We start from the raw sequence: 19,764 nt of genomic DNA, 5'->3' as shown, positions 1-19,764 counted from the left end.
CCGCTCGGCTGGGTCCTGATGTTGTTGCCGGTCCTGATCGTCGCCGTGTGCTTCGCCCATTCGGCGCACGTGATCACGCTGCCGCAGGGGCTGCGTGTCGCCGTGGTTTTCGGCCTTCTGCTGTCGTTGATGCTCACGGGCATGCCGATCTCGATCGCGCTCGGTCTGACCGTGCTCAGCTTCATGTTCACGCTAACCGACGTGCGAACGGAATCGGTGGCGCTGAAGCTGTTCACCGGCATCGAGAGCTTCGAGATCATGGCGATCCCGTTCTTCATCCTTGCCGGCAACTTCCTGACCCATGGCGGCGTGGCGCGCCGGATGATCACGTTCGCGACGTCGCTGGTCGGCCATTGGTATGGCGGCCTTGCGCTCTCGGGCGTGGTCGCCTGCGCGCTGTTCGCCGCGATTTCCGGCTCGTCGCCGGCCACCGTGGTGGCGATCGGATCGGTGATCCTGCCCGCGATGGTCGCGCAGGGATTCCCGAAGAGGTTCGGGGCGGGCGTGATCACGACCTCGGGCTCGCTGGGAATTCTCATTCCACCGTCGATTCCAATGGTGCTTTTTGCCGTCTCCACCAACACCTCCGTGGGCAAGCTGTTCATCGCCGGCATCGTGCCGGGAATGGTGCTCGCCATGCTGCTCGGCGCAACGACGTTCTATCGGGCCTGGCGTAACGACTATCCGAGGATGCCGAAAGCAACCCTCTACGAGCGCTTCGATGCGTTCCGCAAGTCGATCTGGGGTATCCTGCTGATCGTGATCGTGATCGGCGGCATCTATAGCGGCCTGTTCACCCCGACCGAAGCTGCCGCCGTCAGCGCGGTGTACGCCTTCATCGTCGCAGTCTTCATCTACAAGGATCTGAAGCTGCGAGACGTGCCGCGCGTGCTGCTGTCGTCGGCAAATCTTTCGGCGATGCTGCTCTACATCATCACCAATGCCGTCTTGTTCTCGTTCCTGATGACTTACGAGAACGTGCCGCAAGCGCTCGCGCAATGGATGATCGACCAGGGCCTCGGCTGGATCGGCTTCCTCCTCGTCGTCAATCTCCTGCTGCTATTGGCCGGCAACGTGATGGAGCCATCCTCGATCATCCTGATCATGGCGCCGATCCTGTTTCCGGTTGCGATCAAGCTCGGCATCGATCCGATCCATTTCGGCATCCTGATGACGGTCAACATGGAGGTCGGGCTGTGCCATCCGCCGGTCGGCCTCAATCTCTACGTCGCCTCGGGCATCGCCAAGATGGGCATCACCGAGCTCACGGTGGCGGTGTGGCCGTGGCTCCTGACCATGCTGGGATTCCTGGTGGTCGTGACATACTGGCCGGGTCTGTCGCTGTGGCTGCCGAGGCTATTGGGCATGTAACCGGGCACAGGCGATGCATGGCTAACGCGCGGTAAATCCGCTCGTTCAAATGCCACCGCTGTGCGATGCACACATTTTTACAGATGTGCGGTAGGACCATGCGAGCGGATGAGGCTGGCATGTCGTTCAATAGAATGGAATCCGGACGGGCGTCGATTTCCGATGTCGTCTACATGGAAGTGATCACGGGCCTGCACGGCACGACGGTGCCCACCATTCTCGCCGCCGTCTGCCAGGTGATGGTCGGCGCGATCACGACCTACGAGACCGGTGACGCGGTCACGGCAGCCCTTACGGTCGCCGGTGTCGTGGTGGCCATGATCCGTCTGTTCGAAATCGCTGCGTTCCGCCGTCGCCTCACGCAGCCGCCGCGGCTGGATCGGGCCGAGGCCGCGCGCTGGGAACGGCGGTACATTTCCGGCACCGTCATGACGGCCTTGGTGCTCGGCGTGTTTGCGGCGCGCAGCATTGTGCTGGGCGACGCGCTCTGCTGCGTGATGGCGGTCGGCATCGGTTTCGGCTTCGGTGCCGGCGTGGTGGCGCGGCTGGCGCTGCGCCCGGTCGCAGCGCTGCTCGATCTGGTTGCGATCGCCGCGCCTGCCGCGATCGTGACGTTCATGGAGCCCGATCTGCGCCATGTCGGGCTCGGACTCCTCATCCTGATGTATGTGGCTGCGAGCTTCGAGATGGTACGGCTGAGCTTCAATGCCTCGATCAGCCAGATCACGCTCAAGCGACAGTTCGAACAGCTCGCGCGCTCGGATTCGATGACCGGCGTCTTCAACCGTTCGGTGCTGGCGGAGGATCTGCCGCGCATGCTGGCGGACAGAACTTCCGGCATGATCGCCGTCCACGCGCTCGATCTCGATCGCTTCAAGGAGGCCAATGACCGCTTCGGCCATCCTGTCGGCGACGCGCTGCTCAAGCAGGTGGCCGGGCGGCTCAAGGCGCTTGCCGCAGCTCATGATCTCGTGGTCCGGATGGGCGGCGACGAGTTCATCCTGGTGCAGCGCGCGGCGACCGATGCGGAAGCGATGGCACGGCGGATCGTGCAATCGCTCAGCGCGCCCTATGATGTCGACGGGCAGGTGATCGGGCTCGGCGTCAGCGTCGGCGTTGCTGTCGCGCCGCAGGATGGGCGCACGGTGGAGGGGCTGTTGTCGCGCTCCGACCGGGCGATGTACCGCGCCAAGCAGGACGGCGGCGGCTACGTGCTGGCGCGGGAGCTGCGGACGGCGGACATGCGCGCCTCCGGTAAGCCGGTGGCCGGAGGTTTGGCTGCGTAAGGACTTGTTGGAACCGCAATCGAGATGCGGTTAGATGCCTCCCAAGAGACGAGCCGGGAGGGCATTATGAGCAGCATCGAAGCCAGCGACACGCCGAAGGGCGCAACGCCGTCCGTCATCGCGCAGCAAACAGCGATGCTGAACGCGCTGCCGTTCTCCGACACGCGGGATTTCGACGATTCCGCGCGCGGCTTTCTCGGCACGATCGAGAACGCGGAGATCGCCAATCCGCAAGGGCGAACGGTCTGGAGCCTCGAGCCTTACGGCTTCCTGTCGACTGAAGAGGCGCCAGCCACCGTCAATCCGAGCCTGTGGCGGCAGTCGCGGCTCAACATGCAGCACGGCCTGTTCGAGGTCGTGCCCGGCGTGTACCAGGTGCGTGGGCTCGACATCGCCAACATGACGCTGATCGAAGGCGACAGCGGCGTGATCGTGGTCGACACCCTGACCTCGATCGAGGGGGCGCGCGCCGCGCTCGATCTCTACTACAAGCATCGCGGCCAGCGACCGGTCGCGACCGTGATCTTCACGCACACCCACACCGACCATTGGGGCGGTGCGCGCGGCGTGCTGGAGGAGGATGCACTCGCGAGCGGCCGCGTACCGATCATCGCGCCGAACTTGTTCATGGAGCATGCCGTCTCCGAGAACATCATCGCGGGACCTGCGATGCTGCGCCGGGCGCAGTACCAGTTCGGGCCTCTCCTCGCCAAGGGCGCGCGCGGGCAGGTCGATTGCGGGCTCGGCAAGTCGATGGCGACTGGTTCAGTGGCGCTGCTGCGGCCGACCGATTTGATCATGGCGACCGGCGACCGGCGCGTGATCGACGGCGTCACATTCGAATTCCAGATGGCGCCGAACAGCGAAGCGCCGGCGGAGATGCATTTCTTCATCCCGCGTTACAAGCTGTTGAACCTGGCCGAGAACTGCACCCACAATTTCCACAATCTGCTGCCGTTCCGCGGCGCCGACGTGCGCGACGCGCTGGCCTGGTCGAAATATCTGGGCGAGGCCTTGCAGCTCTGGGATGGCAAGGCGGAGGCGATGTGCGGCCAGCATCACTGGCCGGTGTGGGGACACGAACGCATCGGCACGATGATCCGCCAGCAGCGCGACCTCTATAAGTTCGCGCATGACCAGACCATCCGCCTGATGAACCACGGCCTCACCGCGGCCGAGATCGCCGAAACGATCCAGCTGCCCAACAGCCTCGAGGGCGCCTGGCACGGCCGCGGCTATTACGGCCACATCCGGCATAACGTGAAGGCGATCTATCAAAAGTATCTGGGCTGGTACGACGCCAATCCGGTCAATCTCGATCCGCTGCCCCCGGTTGAGTCGGGCAGGAAATATGTCGAGTACATGGGCGGCGCCGACGCCATCCTCGCGCGGGCGCGTGTCGATTTCGACAAGGGCGAATTCCGCTTCGTGGCGCAGGCGCTCGGCCATCTCGTCTTTGCCGAGCCGGACAATCAGGCTGCGCGTGCGTTGCTGGCGGATACGTTGGAGCAGCTCGGCTATGCCGCTGAAAGCGCGACTTGGCGCAATGCCTATCTGTTCGGCGCGCAGGAATTGCGCCAGGGCATGCCGAAGGTGCCGGCACGCCCGCCGATGCCGCGCGAGACGCTGGCGGCGCTGCGTACCTCACAGCTCTGGGACGTGCTCGGCATCCGCCTCAACGGACCCAAGGCGGAAGGAAAGCACATCGTGCTGAACTGGAGCTTCTCCGACACCGGCGAGACCTTCGTGCTCAATCTGGAGAACTGCGCGCTCACCTACACGGAGGGCATGCAGGCGGACAATGCCGATGCCAGCTTCACGCTCGCGCGGTCGACGCTCGATGAGGTGATCGCAAAACTGACCAGCTTCCCGGAGGCCGTGACCGCCGGCAAGGTCAAATTCGCCGGCAACCCGATGCGCCTGGCCGAGCTGATGGGCCTGATGGACGAATTCCCGCGCATGTTCGAGATCGTCGAGCCGAAGCGGGCGGTGGTGAGGTAGGGCAGCCGTCACCGCGTTCCCACTGTCATCGTCCGGCTTGACCGGACGATCCAGTACTCCGCGGCGGGAGTTGCGTGAGCAAACTGCTGCCGCGGCGTACTGGATGCCCCGCCAGCGCGGGGCATGACAGCGGCTACTCCGCGCTGCTCACCAGCTTGATCCGCGGCGCCTGTTCCTCGCCAAGGCTCCGATAGGCCGCGAGATAATCCAGCGCCATCCGCCGCGCCGTGAAGCGCGTCTCGAATTGCTTGCGGATGACGGAGCGGTCGAGTTGCGACAGGCGACCGACGACGCCGGCTGCGCTGAGGACGTCCTCGACGACGAAGCCGGTGAGGCCCTCGTCGATGATCTCCGGCACCGAGCCGCGGTTGAAGGCGATGACCGGCGTTCCGCAGGCCATGGCTTCGATCATCACCAGGCCGAACGGCTCCGGCCAGTCGATCGGCAACAAGAGGCCGAGCGCGCCGCTCAAAAAGTCCGACTTCTCGTGATCGCTGATCTCGCCGATGAATTCCACCAGCGGATTGTTCTCGATCATCGGCCGGATCAGCTCGTCGTAGTAATCCTGGTCAGCACGATCGACCTTGGCGGCGATCTTGAGCGGAATGCCGCAATGCGTCGCGATCTTGATGGCGCGGTCGACGCCCTTTTCCGGCGCGATGCGGCCGAGCACGGCGAGGTATTCCTGTTTCGCCGGCTTCGGCGTCAGCAGGTTCTCGGGTAGGCCGTGGTGGATCGTCCTCACCCAATTCGCCTGCGGCACCGGCCGGCGCTGCGCGTTCGAGATCGAGATGACGGGGACCTTCGAGAAGGTGTTGAAGACCGGTTGATGCTCCGGCAGGTCGAGCCGGCCGTGCAGCGTGGTCAGGAACGGCGTCGGCTGCCGGTAGAACAGCGACCACGGATAATAATCGAGATGGAAGTGGAGGAAGTCGAACTCCTCGTCGTCACATTTCTGCCGCACCCGCTCCAGCATCACCATGTGCAGCGCATTGGGATCGCGCACGGAACCGTCGAGGCGGAGCGCCCGCGGCCACAGCGCATCCAGCTTTGCCGAGGTTTGCGAGTCGCCGCTGGCGAACAGCGTCACATCGTGCCCAAGGGCCACCAGCTCTTCCGTCAACCAATGCACCACCCGCTCGGTGCCGCCATACAGCTTGGGTGGAACAGCCTCCGTCAACGGAGCTACCTGCGCGATGCGCATCTCACCATCTCCTCTGTGCGATCATGATTGTAGAAAGCCCCCGCCTGTTCAGCACCGGCACGCCAGACAAGGGAACGTTCCCGCACTTGCGAAGTTCCTCCTTCCGAACGTTACTTATTCGACACGTCGGATGCCCGTCGCGATGCTGCCATCACATCTTCGCAGAACGCCCGCATCCGCATGTCGTGATGAGTGTGCCCGGGAACCGAGGCGAAGTGGTCGATGTTCAGTCGGCTAACAACAAAAGTTTGAATCATCACGACGGGGTCAATAGTCACATGGATCATCTTTCTGGGTATGCGCACCGGCCGTTTGCCTTTGTTTTGCGCTATCTTCGGCGTCGGCTCGCATCGCATCTCGTGATCCTGACGGCTGTGGTGGCGGCCGTTGCCTGCTCCGTAGGCACGCAGTACGGCGTCAAATCCCTCGTCGACAGTCTGTCGGCGGGCGCTTCTCATGGTGGGAGCGTATGGCTGGCATTCATTTTCCTCATGACGCTGATCGCCGCCGACAATTTCCTTTGGCGGATCGCGAGCTGGACCGCCAGCTTCACCTTCGTTCGTGTCACGGGTGATTTACGCCGTGACATATTTCGTCATCTGACCGGCCATGCGCCGAGCTACTTCTCCGACCGCATGCCCGGCATGCTGACCAGCCGCATCACGGCGACGTCGAATGCGGTGTTCACGGTCGAAAACATGTTCGTCTGGAATGTGTTGCCGCCGTGCATCGCAACGGTTGCGGCCATCGCGCTGATTGGAACCGTCAGCCCTTACATGGCACTCGGCCTGATGGTGATTGCCGGCGGCATGGTGCTTGCGATGTTCCGCCTTGCGGCCGCAGGGAAACCGCTGCATGACGACTTCGCCGACAAGGCCGCCGTCGTGGACGGCGAGATGATCGACGTCATCAGCAACATGCCGCTGGTGCGCGCGTTCTGCGGCATCGGGCACGAGCATGAGCGGTTCGACGCGACTGTGAACCGGGAGCTCACCGCGCGCGGCCGCAGCCTGCGCTATCTGGAGAAGCTGCGGCTTATCCATGCCGGCGTCACTGTCGTGCTCACGATTGCCCTGATGGCCTGGGCGATCATGCTCTGGCAGGATGGCCGGGCAACCACCGGCGACGTCGTGCTGGTCTGCACCCTCGGTCTCTCCATTCTGAACGCGACGCGCGATCTCGCGGTGGCGTTGGTCGACGTCACCCAGCACGTTGCGCGGCTGACCGAGGCGATCGCCACGCTGCTGGTGCCGCATGAATTGCGCGACCATCCCGAGGCCGAGCCGCTGGTGAAGAGCGGCGCCGCGATCGCGTTCAACAATGTCACCTTCGGCTATCCCGGCGGCGAAAAGATCTTCGAGCGCTTCAGCCTGCGCCTGCAACCCGGCCAGCGCGTCGGCCTGGTCGGCCAGTCGGGCGGCGGCAAGTCGACGCTGTTCACGCTGCTCCAGCGCTTCTACGATACCGACGAGGGCAGCATCACCATCGACGGCCAGGACATTTCCAAGGTGACGCAGCAGAGCCTGCGCGAGGCGATCTCCGTCGTGCCGCAGGACATCTCGCTGTTCCACCGCTCGATTCGCGAGAACATCCGCTATGGCCGCCCGAACGCGACCGACGACGAGGTGCTGCGTGCCGCGATTGCGGCGCGCTGCGATTTCGTCGAAAGCCTGCCTGGCGGTCTCGACACCATGGTCGGCGACCGCGGTGTCAAGATGTCCGGCGGTCAGCGCCAGCGCATCGCGATCGCGCGCGCCTTCCTGAAGGACGCGCCGATCCTGCTGCTGGACGAGGCGACCGCCGCGCTCGACAGCGAATCCGAGGAGGCGATCCGTGAGGCGTTGTCGCGGCTGATGCGCGGCCGCACCGTCATCGCGATCGCCCACCGCCTCGCGACCCTGCGCAATTTCGATCGCGTGGTCGTGTTGAGGGGTGGTAAGATCATCGAGGACGGGTCGCCCGAGCGTCTGATGCAGGGCCACGGTCCCTATCGTGAGCTGGTCACGCAGGAAATGAGCCGGCTCGCCCAAGCCGCCGCGTAAACCAACAGTCGCGTTCGAGTCGGTTGCGTGTCGAAACAAGCGCAGGGGAGCTGCTGATGTCGGCTGAAGCCGTTACCCAATTCGTCTCCGTGACGCGGACCGTGGACCAGGTCGCGGAGCAGCCTTTCTATATTCCGATGACGGGACCGTCGGCGCGGCCGCGGCGTTCGCTCAAGCACGACGACACCTTTATCGTGCTCGACAGCCATGGCGACATCGGCGCTTCGGCTGGCGGGCCCGATGGCCTGTTCCACCACGACACGCGCTACCTTGCGAGGCTCGAGCTCGTGCTCGACGATCTCCAGCCGCTGCTGCTGGGCTCGAACCTGCGCGACGACAATTCAGCCCTGACCGTCGATCTCACCAATCCGGACATCTACCGGCAGGGCAGCCTCGTGCTGCAAAAGGACCTGCTGCACATCGTGCGCACGATCTTCCTGTGGCGCGGCACCGCCTATCAGCGCATCGGCGTGCAGAACCACGGCGACCGCCCGGCCGGCTTCGCGCTGACGCTGCTGTTCGATAACGACTTCGCCGATCTGTTCGAAGTCCGCGGCGAGCGGCGCCCGCGCCGCGGCATCGGCTCGAGCCGGCTGTTGGGACCGACCGACGTGCTGTTCGACTACCGCGGTCTTGATGACGCCGAGCGCACCACGGGCCTGCATTTCGATCCGCGCCCGACCAAGTTGTCGGTGAACGCCGCGACCTGGCAGCTCGAACTCGACCCGCATGAGTCGAAATCCCTGTTCGTGGCCGTATCCTGCAACCGGCCGGTCGCGGAGAAGCCGGCGCGCTTTTTCAGAAGCCTGCTCGCCCACCGCCGCGAGATGCGCCGATCGACGATGGGCGCTGCCAGCATCGAGACCTCCAACAACATCTTCAACGAGGTGCTGTGCCAGGCCATGGCCGACCTCAACATGCTGATGACGGAGACGCCGCAAGGCCGCTATCCCTATGCGGGGATTCCCTGGTACTCGACGACGTTCGGCCGTGACGGGCTGATCACCGCGTTGCAGATGCTGTGGGTCGATCCGCGGATCGCCAAGGGCGTGCTGCGGCGGCTCGCCCATTTCCAGGCCAAGGCGGTCGATCCGCTCGCCGATGCCGCGCCGGGCAAGATCCTGCATGAGATGCGCGGCGGCGAGATGGCGGCGCTGCGGGAGGTACCGTTCGCGCAATATTACGGTAGCGTCGATTCCACGGCCTTGTTCGTCCTGCTGGCAGGAAGCTATTTCGAACGCACCGGCGACGAGAAGACATTGACCGAGCTGTGGCCGGCCATCGAAGCGGGGTTGGCCTGGATCGACGGCCCCGGTGACCCCGACAAGGACGGCTTCGTCGAATATCAGCGCGCCACGGAAAAGGGCCTCGCCAACCAGGGCTGGAAGGATTCCTACGACGCGATCTTCCATGCCGATGGCCAGCTTGCGGAAGGCAATCTCGCGCTGGCCGAAGTGCAAGGTTACGTCTTTGCCGCCAAGCGGCTCGCCGCGCGCTGCGCGCTCCGGCTCGGCAAGCCTGATCTCGCCAGGAAGCTCGAGGCCGAAGCCAAGGCGCTGGCCGAGCGTTTCGAGACCGCGTTCTGGTGCGAGGAGCTCGGCACCTATGCGCTTGCGCTCGACGGCAAGAAGCGGCCCTGCAAGGTGCGGACCTCGAACGCCGGCCAGATCCTGTTCAGCGGCATGATCCGCGAGGACCGCGCGCGCCTCGTCGCCGCCGATTTGATGCGGCCGCATTTCTTCTCGGGCTGGGGCATCCGCACCGTCGCTGTCGGCGAGGTGCGATACAACCCGATGTCCTATCATGACGGGTCGATCTGGCCGCACGACAATGCGCTGATCGCGCTCGGGCTCGCGCGCTACGGGCTCAAGCATTCGGTCGCGCATGTCTTCAAGGGACTGTTCGACGCCGCGACCTACATGGACCTGCGCCGCTTGCCCGAATTGTTCTGCGGCTTCCGGCGCGAAAAGCGGCGCGGCCCTACGCTCTATCCGGTCGCCTGCGCGCCGCAGGCCTGGGCCAGCGCAACGGCGTTCACGCTATTGGAGGCGGCGCTGGGCATCGAGTTCGACGTTGCGCGCGGCGAGATCCGGCTGCGCAATCCGCATCTGCCGGCGTTTCTGCACGAGGTGATCTTGCGCGATCTGCGCCTGGGCGAATCCAGCGTGGACCTGCGCGTCAGCCGCCATGGCGACGACGTGGCGCTGGAAGTGTTGCGCACGCGTGGCCAGATCCAGGTCTCGATCGTGCTGGCGCGCTAGCGGCGCGCCGTGAGGAGGGTGCATGCGTACCGCCGGATGGTTGGCCCTGGGCGTCGTGATCGTCGGCGGGATGACGCTCGCCGTGTCACGTGCCGCGGAGGAGTCGCCCGCGCCCTCGACCGAAGCGAATGCACCGCCGACGGCGCAGCCGCCGGCGTCATCGGTCCCCGTCACGCCAAAGAATGCAGCGCCACCGCCGTCGGTCACGATCATCGGCGCGAGCGATGCGCACGGTGTGCTTGGCCGTGACGTGCTCAGCGCGGCGAACGAGGACATGGGCCGCATCGTCGACGTCATCGTCGATCGGAGCGGGCACGTGCGCGCCGCCGTGATCGATTTCGGCGGCTTCCTCGGCGTCGGCAGCCGCAAGATCGTGGTGGACTGGAACGCGATGCGGTTCGGCAAGATCGTCAACAAGAAGGACAGCATCACGCTGGAATTGACCAAGGCACAGGTCGCAGCCGCGCCGGAATACAAGGAGGACACGCCGATGGTGGTACTCGGCGCGTCCGGCAGCCTGCAGCCGCTGCAAGCTGTTCAGTAAGGCGCGGGGAGGGATGGCCGCCGGTGCTGTTGTCAAGGAAGCCGAATCATGCGGATCGCAAGGACCGCGTTGAGCAGGACAACGTTTCCACGCCGTCGCCTGCCGGCATTCCGGCGCCGTCGCGCCAGAGCCTGCGCGGCCTCGACTGGTTCATCTTCTTCCTCGCCGACGTGCAGACCGGATTCGGGCCGTTCATCGCGGTCTATTTGACGACCCAGAAATGGACCCAGGTCGAGATCGGCCTCGTGTTGTCGATCGGCGGCATCGTTGCCTTGATCGGCCAGATGCCGGGCGGCGCCATCATCGATGCCGCGAAATCCGAGCGACTGGTCGCAGGCCTCGCCATCGCCACCATCGGCTGCTGCGCGCTCGCCTATGCGGCGATGCCGATCTTCCCCGTGGTGGTGGCTGCGGCCACCTTGCACGCCGCCGCGAGCTGCGTGCTCGGACCGGCGATCGCGGCAATCAGTCTCGGTCTGGTCGGCCCGCTCGCGATCGGCGAGCGTCTCGGCCGCAACGCGCGCTTTGCCTCGCTTGGCAACGGTGTTGCGGCCGCGGTGATGGGAACGGCCGGCTATCTGCTGTCGAGCCGCTCGGTGTTCCTGGTCACCTTCCTGCTCGCAATCCCCACCTTGATCGCCCTCTCTCGCATCCGCGAGCACGAGGTCGACATCGCACGCTGTCACGGCGAGATGCCGCGCGAGGCGGAGGATCGCGGCGACACCAATATCTGGCACTTGATCCGGCAGCGGCCGCTCATTGTCTTCGCGCTCAGCGTGCTCTTGTTGCAGCTCGCGAACGCCTCGATGATGCCGCTGATGGCAAGCGCGGTGACGGCGCGATCGAGCGAGTGGGCGACGGTGCTCGTCGCGTTTTGCATCGTCGTGCCGCAGGCGATCGTGGCGCTGCTGTCGCCGAGCGTAGGGCGCAAGGCGCAAGCATGGGGCCGCAGGCCGCTGCTGCTGATCGGATTCGCGGCGCTGACGATTCGCGGTCTGCTGTTCGCGACCGTGCGCGATCCGTATCTGCTGGTGCTGGTGCAGGTGTTCGACGGCCTCACCGCGGCGGTGTTCGCGGTGATGATCCCGTTGATCGTGGCCGACGTCGCCTTCGGCAGCGGCCATTTCAACCTCGCGCAGGGCATCGTCGGCACGGCGATGGGCATCGGCGCGTCGATGAGCACCGCGCTTGGCGGCTATGTCAGCGATAAATTCGGCAATGCCATGGCGTTCACCGGATTGTCCGGCGTCGCGGCGACGGGACTTCTGCTTATTCTGCTTGTGATGCCGGAGACGCGGCGCAAGGGCATGATCGCAGCAAAAGAAATGGCCGGCTGAACCAATTCAGCCGGCCATGAGCGGGTGGGAGAGGGGAGATCAGGCGTCGAGATTGTGCAGGCGTGCGCGGTTGCGCAACACGATCTGGCGGGCGCCGGAGAAGCCGAGAATGCCTTGGGCGTGAAGCTGTGACAGCGCGCGCGAGACGGTCTCGAGCGTGAGACCGAGATAGTCGCCGATGTCGCGGCGGCACATCGGCAGCGCCATCATGCCGGCAACCGCGAGGCGGCGGTCCATTTCGAGCAGGAAGGTTGCGACGCGCTCCATCGCGGTCTTGCGGCCCAGCAGCAGCATGTGGTCTTCGGCGTGGCGAAGCTCACCGGCGGTCATGGCCCAGAGCTTGCGGGCGACCTGGACGTCGGTGGCTGCGGCCTTCTCGAGGCTCGCGCGCTTCACGAGGCGCACCGTGGTGTCGATGATAGCTTCAGCAGCAAGGCGGTGGGTGGTGCCGGATTCGAGGCCGAATACGTCGCCGGGAAGGTGGAAGGAGCCGATCTGGCGGCGGCCATCGGAGAGAAGCTTGTAGCTGCGCACGGCGCCGGTGACGACCTGATAGACATACTCGGCCGGCTCGTCCTCGCCATAGATCTCCTCTTCCTTGCGGTAGGAGAACTCGGTGGCAACGAGACCGACATGGCCGGCAATCGCACCGAACTGGTCGGAGACGGGATGGCCCGGGGCGATCTTGCTGCCGTTGATCTGGGTCTTGATCGCCTGGGTGTTGATCGTCTGGGTCAGCATCTGCGCCATCTCCGTTGTGATGACGCTTTGGTACGCGGTATCGGATGCCTCGAAAATTTCGCGAGATATCTTAAGGGGGGTGCCTTACGTAGAATCCCGTAGGTCAGCTATGGACCCGGTTCTGGATGGCGTGGCGAATGCGTTTGACCAGGTTTTCGTCCAGAAGCGGCTTCAGAATTACCTCGTTCACGCCTGCGGCCGCCGCCCGGGCCGAGATATTCGGGTCGGGATAGCCGGTGATCAGGATCACCGGGGTACCGCCCTCGGAGAGGCGCAGCCGCCCGGCCAGCTCGATGCCGTTGATGTCGGGCATTTTGTAGTCGATCACGTAACAGTCTGCACCGGACGGGCTCGCCGCATTGAGCAGCGCCGTGGCATTTCGAAAGGTCCGCACGGCAAAGCCGTCGGTTTCCAACAGGAAGCGGAGGGAGCCCAGCACGGCGGCGTCGTCGTCCACCACATAGACGGTTGGTTTCGCGGGTGACGACATCGGGAGCCGCTCAGGATGGGAGCTGATCGCAATCATTCCGATCTGGTAGCACAGGGCGAGCGACCGGTTTTGACTTGCCTCAATCCTGGTGACTTCAATCGTTGAGCATTCCGGCGCGCATCGCCAGCCGGACCAACTCCGACAGGCTGTTGGCCTGCATCTTGGTCATCACGTTGGCCCGGTAGACCTCGATGGTACGCGGGCTGATGTCGTACTCGCGGGCGATCAGCTTGTTGGAGAGGCCCGCGATCAGCCCCTCCATGACCTGGCGCTCCCTGGGGCTCAGGGAAGCGACGCGAGCGGCGAGGTCCTGGGCCACGGCCTCGTTCCTGGCCGCCGGCTCGCCCTCGCGGATCGCGGATTCGATCATGGCGACGAGGCGGTCATCTTCGAACGGCTTTTCCAGGAAATCCATGGCACCGAGTTTCATCGCCTCGACCGCGAGCGGCACGTCGCCATGGCCGGTCATGATCAGGATTGGAAACCGGCTGCGCTGCGCCTTCAGGCGCTTGAGAAGCTCGATCCCGTCGATACCGGGCATCCGCACGTCGGAGACGACGCAGCCGAAGGCGAGGCCGGGCAGGGCGTCGAGAAAACTCTGCGCGTTGTCGAACAGTGTGACGCCGAAGCCAGCTGAATCCAGCAGGAAATTCAGCGAATCCCGCATCGCCTCGTCGTCGTCAATGACGTAGATGATTCCCTTGGTCGTCATGGATCAGTTCTCGTCGGCTGCCGGCAACGTGAAGCGGAATGTCGCTCCACCCGATGCGTTGCTCTCGGCCCACATCCGGCCGCCGTGAGCCTCGATGATCGAGCGGCTGATGGACAGTCCTACGCCCATGCCGGTGTCCTTGGTGGTGAAGAAAGTCTGAAACAGGTTTGGCATGACGTCGTCCTGGAAGCCGGAGCCGGTGTCGGAGACCTCGATCTCGATCATGTCGTCGGCGGCGCGGGTGTTGGTGACGACGAGCTCGCGCCGTGGCGACTGCGCCATCGCTTCCAGCGCGTTGCGGAACAGGTTGACCAGCACCTGCTGGATTTGCACCCGGTCGGCGAGCACGAGATCGGCATTTGGATTGAGGCCGAAACGGAGCTGCACATCCTGCTCGCGCGCGCCTGCCAGCCCGAGGGCGCCGGCCTCTTCGATCAGTCTGGACAGACTCTCGACCCGTTTCTCCGACTCGCCGCGGGAGACGAAGTCGCGCAAGCGCCGGATGATCTGGCCGGCGCGCAGCGCCTGTTCGGCGGCGCGGTCCAGCGCGCTCTCGATCTTCGGCGCATTCGGATCCTGGCTTCCGGCGAGCAACCGCCGCGACCCCTTCATGTAGTTGCTGATCGCTGCCAGCGGCTGGTTCAGCTCGTGGGCGAGCGCGGACGCCATTTCGCCCATCGCGCTCAATCGCGAGACATGGACGAGCTCGGATTGCAATTCCTGGAGCCGCGTCTGGGTTTTCTGATGCTCGGTCAGATCGCGGACGAAGCCGGTAAAATAGGGCTCGCCGCCCGACTGCATCTCGCCGATCGACAGGTGCATCGGAAAGGTCGTGCCGTCGCGGCGCTTGCCGGTCACGATGCGACCGATGCCGATGATGTGTGGGTCGCTGGTGGTCCGGTAGCGCGCGATGTAGCCGTCGTGACGTGAGCTGTCGGGCTCCGGCATCAGGATGCGGACGTTCTGCCCGATCGCCTCCGACTCGACCCAGCCGAACAGGCGCTCCGCCGCCGTGCTGAAGAGCTGGATGATGCCATGGCCGTCGATGACGATCATGGCATCGGGAATCGTCTGGAGGATCGAGCGGAGGTGACTCTCGCGGGTGCGCAGGGTTTCCTCGACCTGCTTCTCCTCATCGACGTCAAGAAAGATGCCGCTGAGATGTCGAGCGGCGCCGGCGTCGTCTCGAATCAGCCCCGCGCGGGCGCGAATCCACTGCGCTCTGCCCGACGCCCCCGCGACCCTGAACGACACGTCGAAGCTGCCGCCCCGTTCGGAGACGCGCCGGATCGCGATCTCGATCCGCTCGCGGTCGTTCGGCTCCAGCCGGGACAGGAACAGCGCGTAACTCACCGATTGGCCAGATTCGATTCCGAATAGGCTTCTGGCCGTCTCCGACCACTCCAATTCCAGTGTCGTGAGATCGAGATCCCAGGTCCCGACGCCAAATCCTTCGATTCGAACGCGGAAATGTTCGCCCCGGCCGTCATCTTGCGGATGAATCACACGGGTCGGCGCCAAACGATCACTCCCATTCTGATGCGGGGAACCGCACAGCGTTACCGTCGGCAATGTACCCAAGGAGGGGCCAGAGGCAAGTTCCGATGTCTTATACCATTGGCAGATTTCAGGCCGGCGCGGTGATCCAAGGTTTTGATCTATCTCATCCTGCCAGGCAGCGGCCGGCTTACGATCGGATCAAAGCCCATTGCTTCGGAGAATCTCGATGACATACGCGACCGTGATGGTCAGCCTGGCGCTCGATCAGCCCAACGAGGCGCGGCTTCAGGTCGCGGGCGAGCTTGCCGAACGATTTGAGGCGTCGATCATCGGCGTTGCTTCGGCGCAATTCGCCCCGCCGCTCTATTTCAGCGATGGCACTGCAGCGCAGGCACTGATCGATGAGGGGGAAGCCTCGGTCAAGCGACGCCTGGGCGAGCTCGAGGCGCAATTCCGCGCCGCGATCCGGAATCGCGGCGGACATGTGGAATGGCGCAGCGCCATGGATTTCCCGGCGCGCTTTACGTTCACTCAGGCGCGTTGCGCCGACATGGTCGTCACCGGCGGCCAGAGCCCGGCCTTCTCCGACGCCTTCGCGCTCGCGAGCCCCAAGGATCTGGTGATGCAGGCCGGCCGGCCGATCCTGGTCGTGCCTGACGGGGTCAACTGGCTCGATCTGCGCAGCGTCCTGGTCGCGTGGAAGGATACGCCGGAAGCGCGGCGGGCGCTCGCCGATGCGCTGCCGATACTACGCAAGGCCAGGGATGTCACCGTCCTCGCAATTCCCGAAGGCGACGACGACCGCCCTGCCGCGGTCGCTGGCGTGACCGACGTGACGGCGTGGCTTGCCCGCCACGGCGTGACCGCGATCGCGCGCGTTTCCGAAGCGGCCCGGAACGAAACCGTCGCCGGGCAACTGGAGAAAATTGCCGGCGATGTCGGCGCCAGTCTGATTGTCGCCGGTGCCTACGGTCATTCGCGCTTCCGCGAACTGATCCTCGGCGGCGTCACCCAATATCTGGTCACTCAATCTGCCCGCTGCGTGCTGCTGTCGCACTGACGCGGGAGCGATGCAAGACGAATCAAAGAGGACGCGCCGTGTACAGATTCCTTGAACAGACCGTCGACGGCTACATGACGCACGACGTCAGGACTGTGAGGCGCGACCTCGACCTGCTCGCGCTCAGCGAGATGTTCGAACGCGATGATTTCAATTCCTACCCCGTCGAGGACGACGGGCAGGTCGTCGGCATCGTCACCAAGTTCGACATCCTGAAGTGCTTCGCCTTCACGCCGAGCCAGATGCTGCCGCGCTACCACGACCTGATGAGCCGCAAAATCGGCGACGTCATGACGCCCGACTTCATCTATGTCAGCCCCGACACGCGGCTGACGCGCGTGCTCCAGATCATGGTCGAGCACCGCATCAGGAGCATCATCGTGCTCGACGGCGCGCAGAAGCTGGTCGGTATCGTCGCGCGCGAGGACGTCATCACGGCGCTCAAGGCGACGGCGCGGGAGTGAGAATTGTCGGCTCCATAATTACGGGAGAGTCTTTTTCTTCCCTTCTCCCCTTGTGGGAGAAGGTGGCATAGGCGGCTTTCGGCGCCGTTCTTAAGAACGCCGAAGCGAAGCTTCGGCTATGGCGCCGGATGAGGGGTTTTCTCCACCGAAAGAGTCTTCGTGCGGGGACCAACCCCTCACCCAAGTGAGTGCGCGGCATGGTCCTCGCTGCCCTCTCCCACAAGGGGATAGGGCACTTTAACAACCGCCTCACATTAACAGAAATCCACATAGCTTGATTTCAATCAATTCCCCGCGAGGGCGAATGTGGTTTCTGGCCCTGTGTTCTTTCAGAGAGAATCCGCATGAGCCAGCCCTCCATCTCCAAGTCCATGACGTCAGGTGAAAGCGGCCTGGCTGTCGTGTTCGCGGTCACCGCCTTCCTCTGCGTGATTGCCTCGGCCAAGGCGCTCGATGCGCCCTTCGCCTTCCATGCCGCGCTGAGCGCGGCGGCCAGCCTCGCGGCGGTCTTCTGCATCATCAACCGTTATCTCGATCGACCGGCGGCGTTGCCGCCTGCAGAGATCAGCGGCCGGCCCAATTACAACATGGGCCCCATCAAGTTCTCCTCCGTCATGGCGATGTTCTGGGGCATTGCCGGCTTTCTCGTCGGCCTCATCATCGCCTCGCAACTGGCGTGGCCGGCGCTGAACTTCGATCTGCCCTGGACCAGCTTCGGCCGCCTGCGTCCGCTGCACACGTCCGCAGTGATCTTTGCCTTCGGCGGCAACGTCCTGATCGCGACCTCCTTCTACGTCGTCCAGAAGAGCTGCCGCGTTCGGCTTGCAGGCGATCTCGCGCCATGGTTCGTCGTCGTCGGCTACAATTTCTTCATCCTGATCGCCGGCACCGGCTATCTGCTCGGCGTCACCCAGTCGAAGGAATATGCCGAGCCGGAATGGTACGCCGATCTGTGGCTGACCATCGTCTGGGTCACCTATCTGCTGGTCTTCCTTGCCACGATCATCAAGCGCAAGGAACCGCACATCTTCGTCGCGAACTGGTTCTATCTCGCTTTCATCGTGACGATTGCGGTCTTGCATCTCGGTAACAACCCGGCTCTGCCAGTTTCGGTGTTCGGCTCGAAATCCTACATCGCCTGGGGCGGCATCCAGGACGCCATGTTCCAGTGGTGGTACGGCCACAACGCGGTCGGCTTCTTCCTGACCGCCGGCTTCCTCGCCATCATGTACTACTTCATCCCCAAGCGCGCCGAGCGGCCGATCTATTCGTACCGCCTCTCGATCATCCACTTCTGGGCGCTGATCTTCCTCTACATCTGGGCCGGCCCGCACCATCTGCACTACACGGCGCTGCCGGACTGGACCCAGACGCTCGGCATGACATTCTCGATCATGCTGTGGATGCCGTCCTGGGGCGGCATGATCAACGGCCTGATGACGCTGTCGGGCGCCTGGGACAAGCTGCGCACCGATCCCGTGCTGCGCATGCTCGTGGTCTCCGTCGCCTTCTACGGCATGTCGACCTTCGAAGGACCGATGATGTCGATCAAGGTGGTCAACTCGCTCAGCCACTACACCGACTGGACCATCGGCCACGTGCATTCCGGCGCGCTCGGCTGGGTCGGTTTCGTCTCCTTCGGCGCGCTCTACTGCCTGGTGCCCTGGATCTGGAATCGCAAGGGCCTCTACAGCCTTAAGCTCGTCAACTGGCACTTCTGGATCGCGACGCTTGGCATCGTCCTCTACATCTCGGCGATGTGGGTGTCCGGCATCCTCCAGGGCCTGATGTGGCGCGCCTACACCTCGCTCGGCTTCCTCGAATATTCCTTCATCGAGACCGTCGAAGCGATGCATCCCTTCTACATCATCCGCGCTGCCGGCGGCGGGCTGTTCCTGATCGGCGCGTTGATCATGGCCTACAATCTCTGGATGACCGTTCGCGTCGGCGAACAGGAAGTCCAGATGCCCGTCGCTCTTCAGCCGGCGGAATGAGGAGTTTTCCATGTCGTTCTGGACACGCCACCAAATCTTCGAAAAGAACTCGATCATCCTGATCGTCGGCATCCTGCTGGTGATCGCGATCGGCGGTCTCGTCGAGATCACCCCGCTGTTCTACCTCAAGAGCACGATCGAGGCGGTCGACGGGATCAGGCCGTATACGCCGCTGGAGCTCGCCGGGCGCAACGTCTACATCCGCGAAGGCTGCTATCTCTGCCATTCGCAGATGATCCGGCCCTTGCGCGACGAGGTCGAGCGCTACGGCCATTTCTCGCTGGCCGCCGAGAGCATGTACGACCATCCGTTCCAGTGGGGCTCGAAGCGCACCGGTCCCGATCTTGCCCGCGTCGGCGCCAAATATTCCGACGACTGGCACGTCACCCATCTGACCAATCCGCGCGCAATCGTGCCGCAATCGGTGATGCCCGGCTACCCGTTCCTGAGCCAGACCGAGGTCGATCCGGACACGATCGCCGACCACATGCGCACGCTGCGGACCGTCGGCACGCCCTACACCGACGACCAGATCGCCAATGCGGGCGCCGACATGAAAGCCCAGGCCGATCCTGACAATGCCGGCTCCGACGCTTTCACCAAGCGCTACGCCAAGGCCGTGGTGCGCAACTTCGACGGCAAGGCCGGCACGCCGACCGAGATGGACGCGCTGATCGCCTATCTCCAGATGCTCGGCACGCTGGTCGACTTCAAGATCTACAACGAGAAAGCCAATCTTCGCTGAGAAGGCACAACG

General features: G+C 64.2%; 16 protein-coding genes. 11 read left to right on the top strand and 5 right to left on the bottom strand.

Features of this window, described 5'->3' with window-relative positions; translation table 11 throughout:
- Nucleotides 1-90 precede the first annotated feature (90 nt).
- The 3 genes from BRA1253DRAFT_RS46175 (at nt 91) to BRA1253DRAFT_RS11185 (ending at nt 4,658) form a co-directional block, all read left to right on the top strand.
- Complete coding sequence (locus tag BRA1253DRAFT_RS46175; RefSeq protein WP_245286081.1) at nt 91-1,371, top strand: TRAP transporter large permease subunit; 1,281 nt, start codon at nt 91-93, stop codon at nt 1,369-1,371.
- A 119-nt stretch (nt 1,372-1,490) separates the two neighbouring features.
- Nucleotides 1,491-2,657 (top strand): GGDEF domain-containing protein, encoded by a 1,167-nt coding sequence (locus BRA1253DRAFT_RS11190; protein WP_007594038.1) that lies wholly within the window; start codon nt 1,491-1,493, stop codon nt 2,655-2,657.
- A 66-nt stretch (nt 2,658-2,723) separates the two neighbouring features.
- A complete protein-coding gene (locus BRA1253DRAFT_RS11185) occupies nt 2,724-4,658 on the top strand; it encodes an alkyl/aryl-sulfatase (protein ID WP_007594037.1) in 1,935 nt (644 codons plus the stop codon).
- 133 nt (nt 4,659-4,791) lie between these two features.
- Here BRA1253DRAFT_RS11185 and BRA1253DRAFT_RS11180 read toward each other — a convergent pair whose 3' ends face one another.
- Nucleotides 4,792-5,862: a glycosyltransferase family 4 protein gene (locus tag BRA1253DRAFT_RS11180; RefSeq protein WP_007594036.1), complete on the bottom strand. Its 1,071-nt coding sequence runs from the start codon at nt 5,860-5,862 to the stop codon at nt 4,792-4,794.
- A 278-nt stretch (nt 5,863-6,140) separates the two neighbouring features.
- On the opposite strand from BRA1253DRAFT_RS11180, the gene BRA1253DRAFT_RS11175 reads away from it, so the two are divergent.
- The 4 genes from BRA1253DRAFT_RS11175 to BRA1253DRAFT_RS11160 are packed head-to-tail and all read left to right on the top strand — an operon-like array spanning nt 6,141 to nt 12,046.
- Nucleotides 6,141-7,904, top strand: coding sequence for an ABC transporter ATP-binding protein (locus BRA1253DRAFT_RS11175; RefSeq protein WP_035993152.1), 1,764 nt, complete (start codon nt 6,141-6,143; stop codon nt 7,902-7,904).
- A 56-nt stretch (nt 7,905-7,960) separates the two neighbouring features.
- Nucleotides 7,961-10,165, top strand: a complete 2,205-nt coding sequence (locus BRA1253DRAFT_RS11170; protein ID WP_007594034.1) for an amylo-alpha-1,6-glucosidase — start codon at nt 7,961-7,963, stop codon at nt 10,163-10,165.
- 22 nt (nt 10,166-10,187) lie between these two features.
- Complete coding sequence (locus BRA1253DRAFT_RS44410) at nt 10,188-10,709, top strand: PRC-barrel domain-containing protein (protein WP_007594032.1); 522 nt, start codon at nt 10,188-10,190, stop codon at nt 10,707-10,709.
- A 23-nt stretch (nt 10,710-10,732) separates the two neighbouring features.
- Nucleotides 10,733-12,046, top strand: coding sequence for an MFS transporter (locus BRA1253DRAFT_RS11160; RefSeq protein ID WP_007594030.1), 1,314 nt, complete (start codon nt 10,733-10,735; stop codon nt 12,044-12,046).
- Between the two features lie 39 nt (nt 12,047-12,085).
- Here BRA1253DRAFT_RS11160 and BRA1253DRAFT_RS11155 read toward each other — a convergent pair whose 3' ends face one another.
- The 4 genes from BRA1253DRAFT_RS11155 to fixL form a co-directional block, all read right to left on the bottom strand.
- Nucleotides 12,086-12,787: a helix-turn-helix domain-containing protein gene (locus tag BRA1253DRAFT_RS11155; RefSeq protein WP_007594028.1), complete on the bottom strand. Its 702-nt coding sequence runs from the start codon at nt 12,785-12,787 to the stop codon at nt 12,086-12,088.
- 103 nt (nt 12,788-12,890) lie between these two features.
- The gene (locus tag BRA1253DRAFT_RS11150) at nt 12,891-13,313 is read right to left on the bottom strand and encodes a response regulator (protein WP_035993149.1); all 423 of its coding nucleotides are present in this window, start codon (nt 13,311-13,313) and stop codon (nt 12,891-12,893) included.
- Nucleotides 13,314-13,371: 58 nt separating this feature from the next.
- Complete coding sequence (gene fixJ, locus BRA1253DRAFT_RS11145; RefSeq protein ID WP_007594024.1) at nt 13,372-13,989, bottom strand: response regulator FixJ; 618 nt, start codon at nt 13,987-13,989, stop codon at nt 13,372-13,374.
- Nucleotides 13,990-13,992: 3 nt separating this feature from the next.
- Nucleotides 13,993-15,510, bottom strand: a complete 1,518-nt coding sequence (gene fixL, locus BRA1253DRAFT_RS11140) for a sensor protein FixL (RefSeq protein WP_007594022.1) — start codon at nt 15,508-15,510, stop codon at nt 13,993-13,995.
- Nucleotides 15,511-15,715: 205 nt separating this feature from the next.
- Here fixL and BRA1253DRAFT_RS11135 point away from each other — a divergent pair, with 205 nt between their 5' ends.
- From BRA1253DRAFT_RS11135 to ccoO, 4 genes are all read left to right on the top strand, one after another.
- Nucleotides 15,716-16,549: a universal stress protein gene (locus BRA1253DRAFT_RS11135; protein ID WP_007594020.1), complete on the top strand. Its 834-nt coding sequence runs from the start codon at nt 15,716-15,718 to the stop codon at nt 16,547-16,549.
- Nucleotides 16,550-16,587: 38 nt separating this feature from the next.
- Entirely contained in the window at nt 16,588-17,013 is a 426-nt protein-coding gene (locus BRA1253DRAFT_RS11130) for an HPP family protein (RefSeq protein WP_007594019.1), read from the top strand.
- Nucleotides 17,014-17,357: 344 nt separating this feature from the next.
- The gene (gene ccoN, locus BRA1253DRAFT_RS11125) at nt 17,358-19,007 is read left to right on the top strand and encodes a cytochrome-c oxidase, cbb3-type subunit I (RefSeq protein WP_007594018.1); all 1,650 of its coding nucleotides are present in this window, start codon (nt 17,358-17,360) and stop codon (nt 19,005-19,007) included.
- A gap of 10 nt (nt 19,008-19,017) precedes the next feature.
- The gene (ccoO, locus tag BRA1253DRAFT_RS11120; RefSeq protein ID WP_007594017.1) at nt 19,018-19,752 is read left to right on the top strand and encodes a cytochrome-c oxidase, cbb3-type subunit II; all 735 of its coding nucleotides are present in this window, start codon (nt 19,018-19,020) and stop codon (nt 19,750-19,752) included.
- The last annotated feature ends 12 nt before the right edge of the window (nt 19,753-19,764 follow it).

It is taken from the genome of Bradyrhizobium sp. WSM1253 (assembly GCF_000244935.1).
GTDB classification, from domain to species: domain Bacteria; phylum Pseudomonadota; class Alphaproteobacteria; order Rhizobiales; family Xanthobacteraceae; genus Bradyrhizobium; species Bradyrhizobium canariense.
Note: the sequence above shows the minus strand (reverse complement) of the source record. Positions and strands in the feature narration are given on the sequence as shown.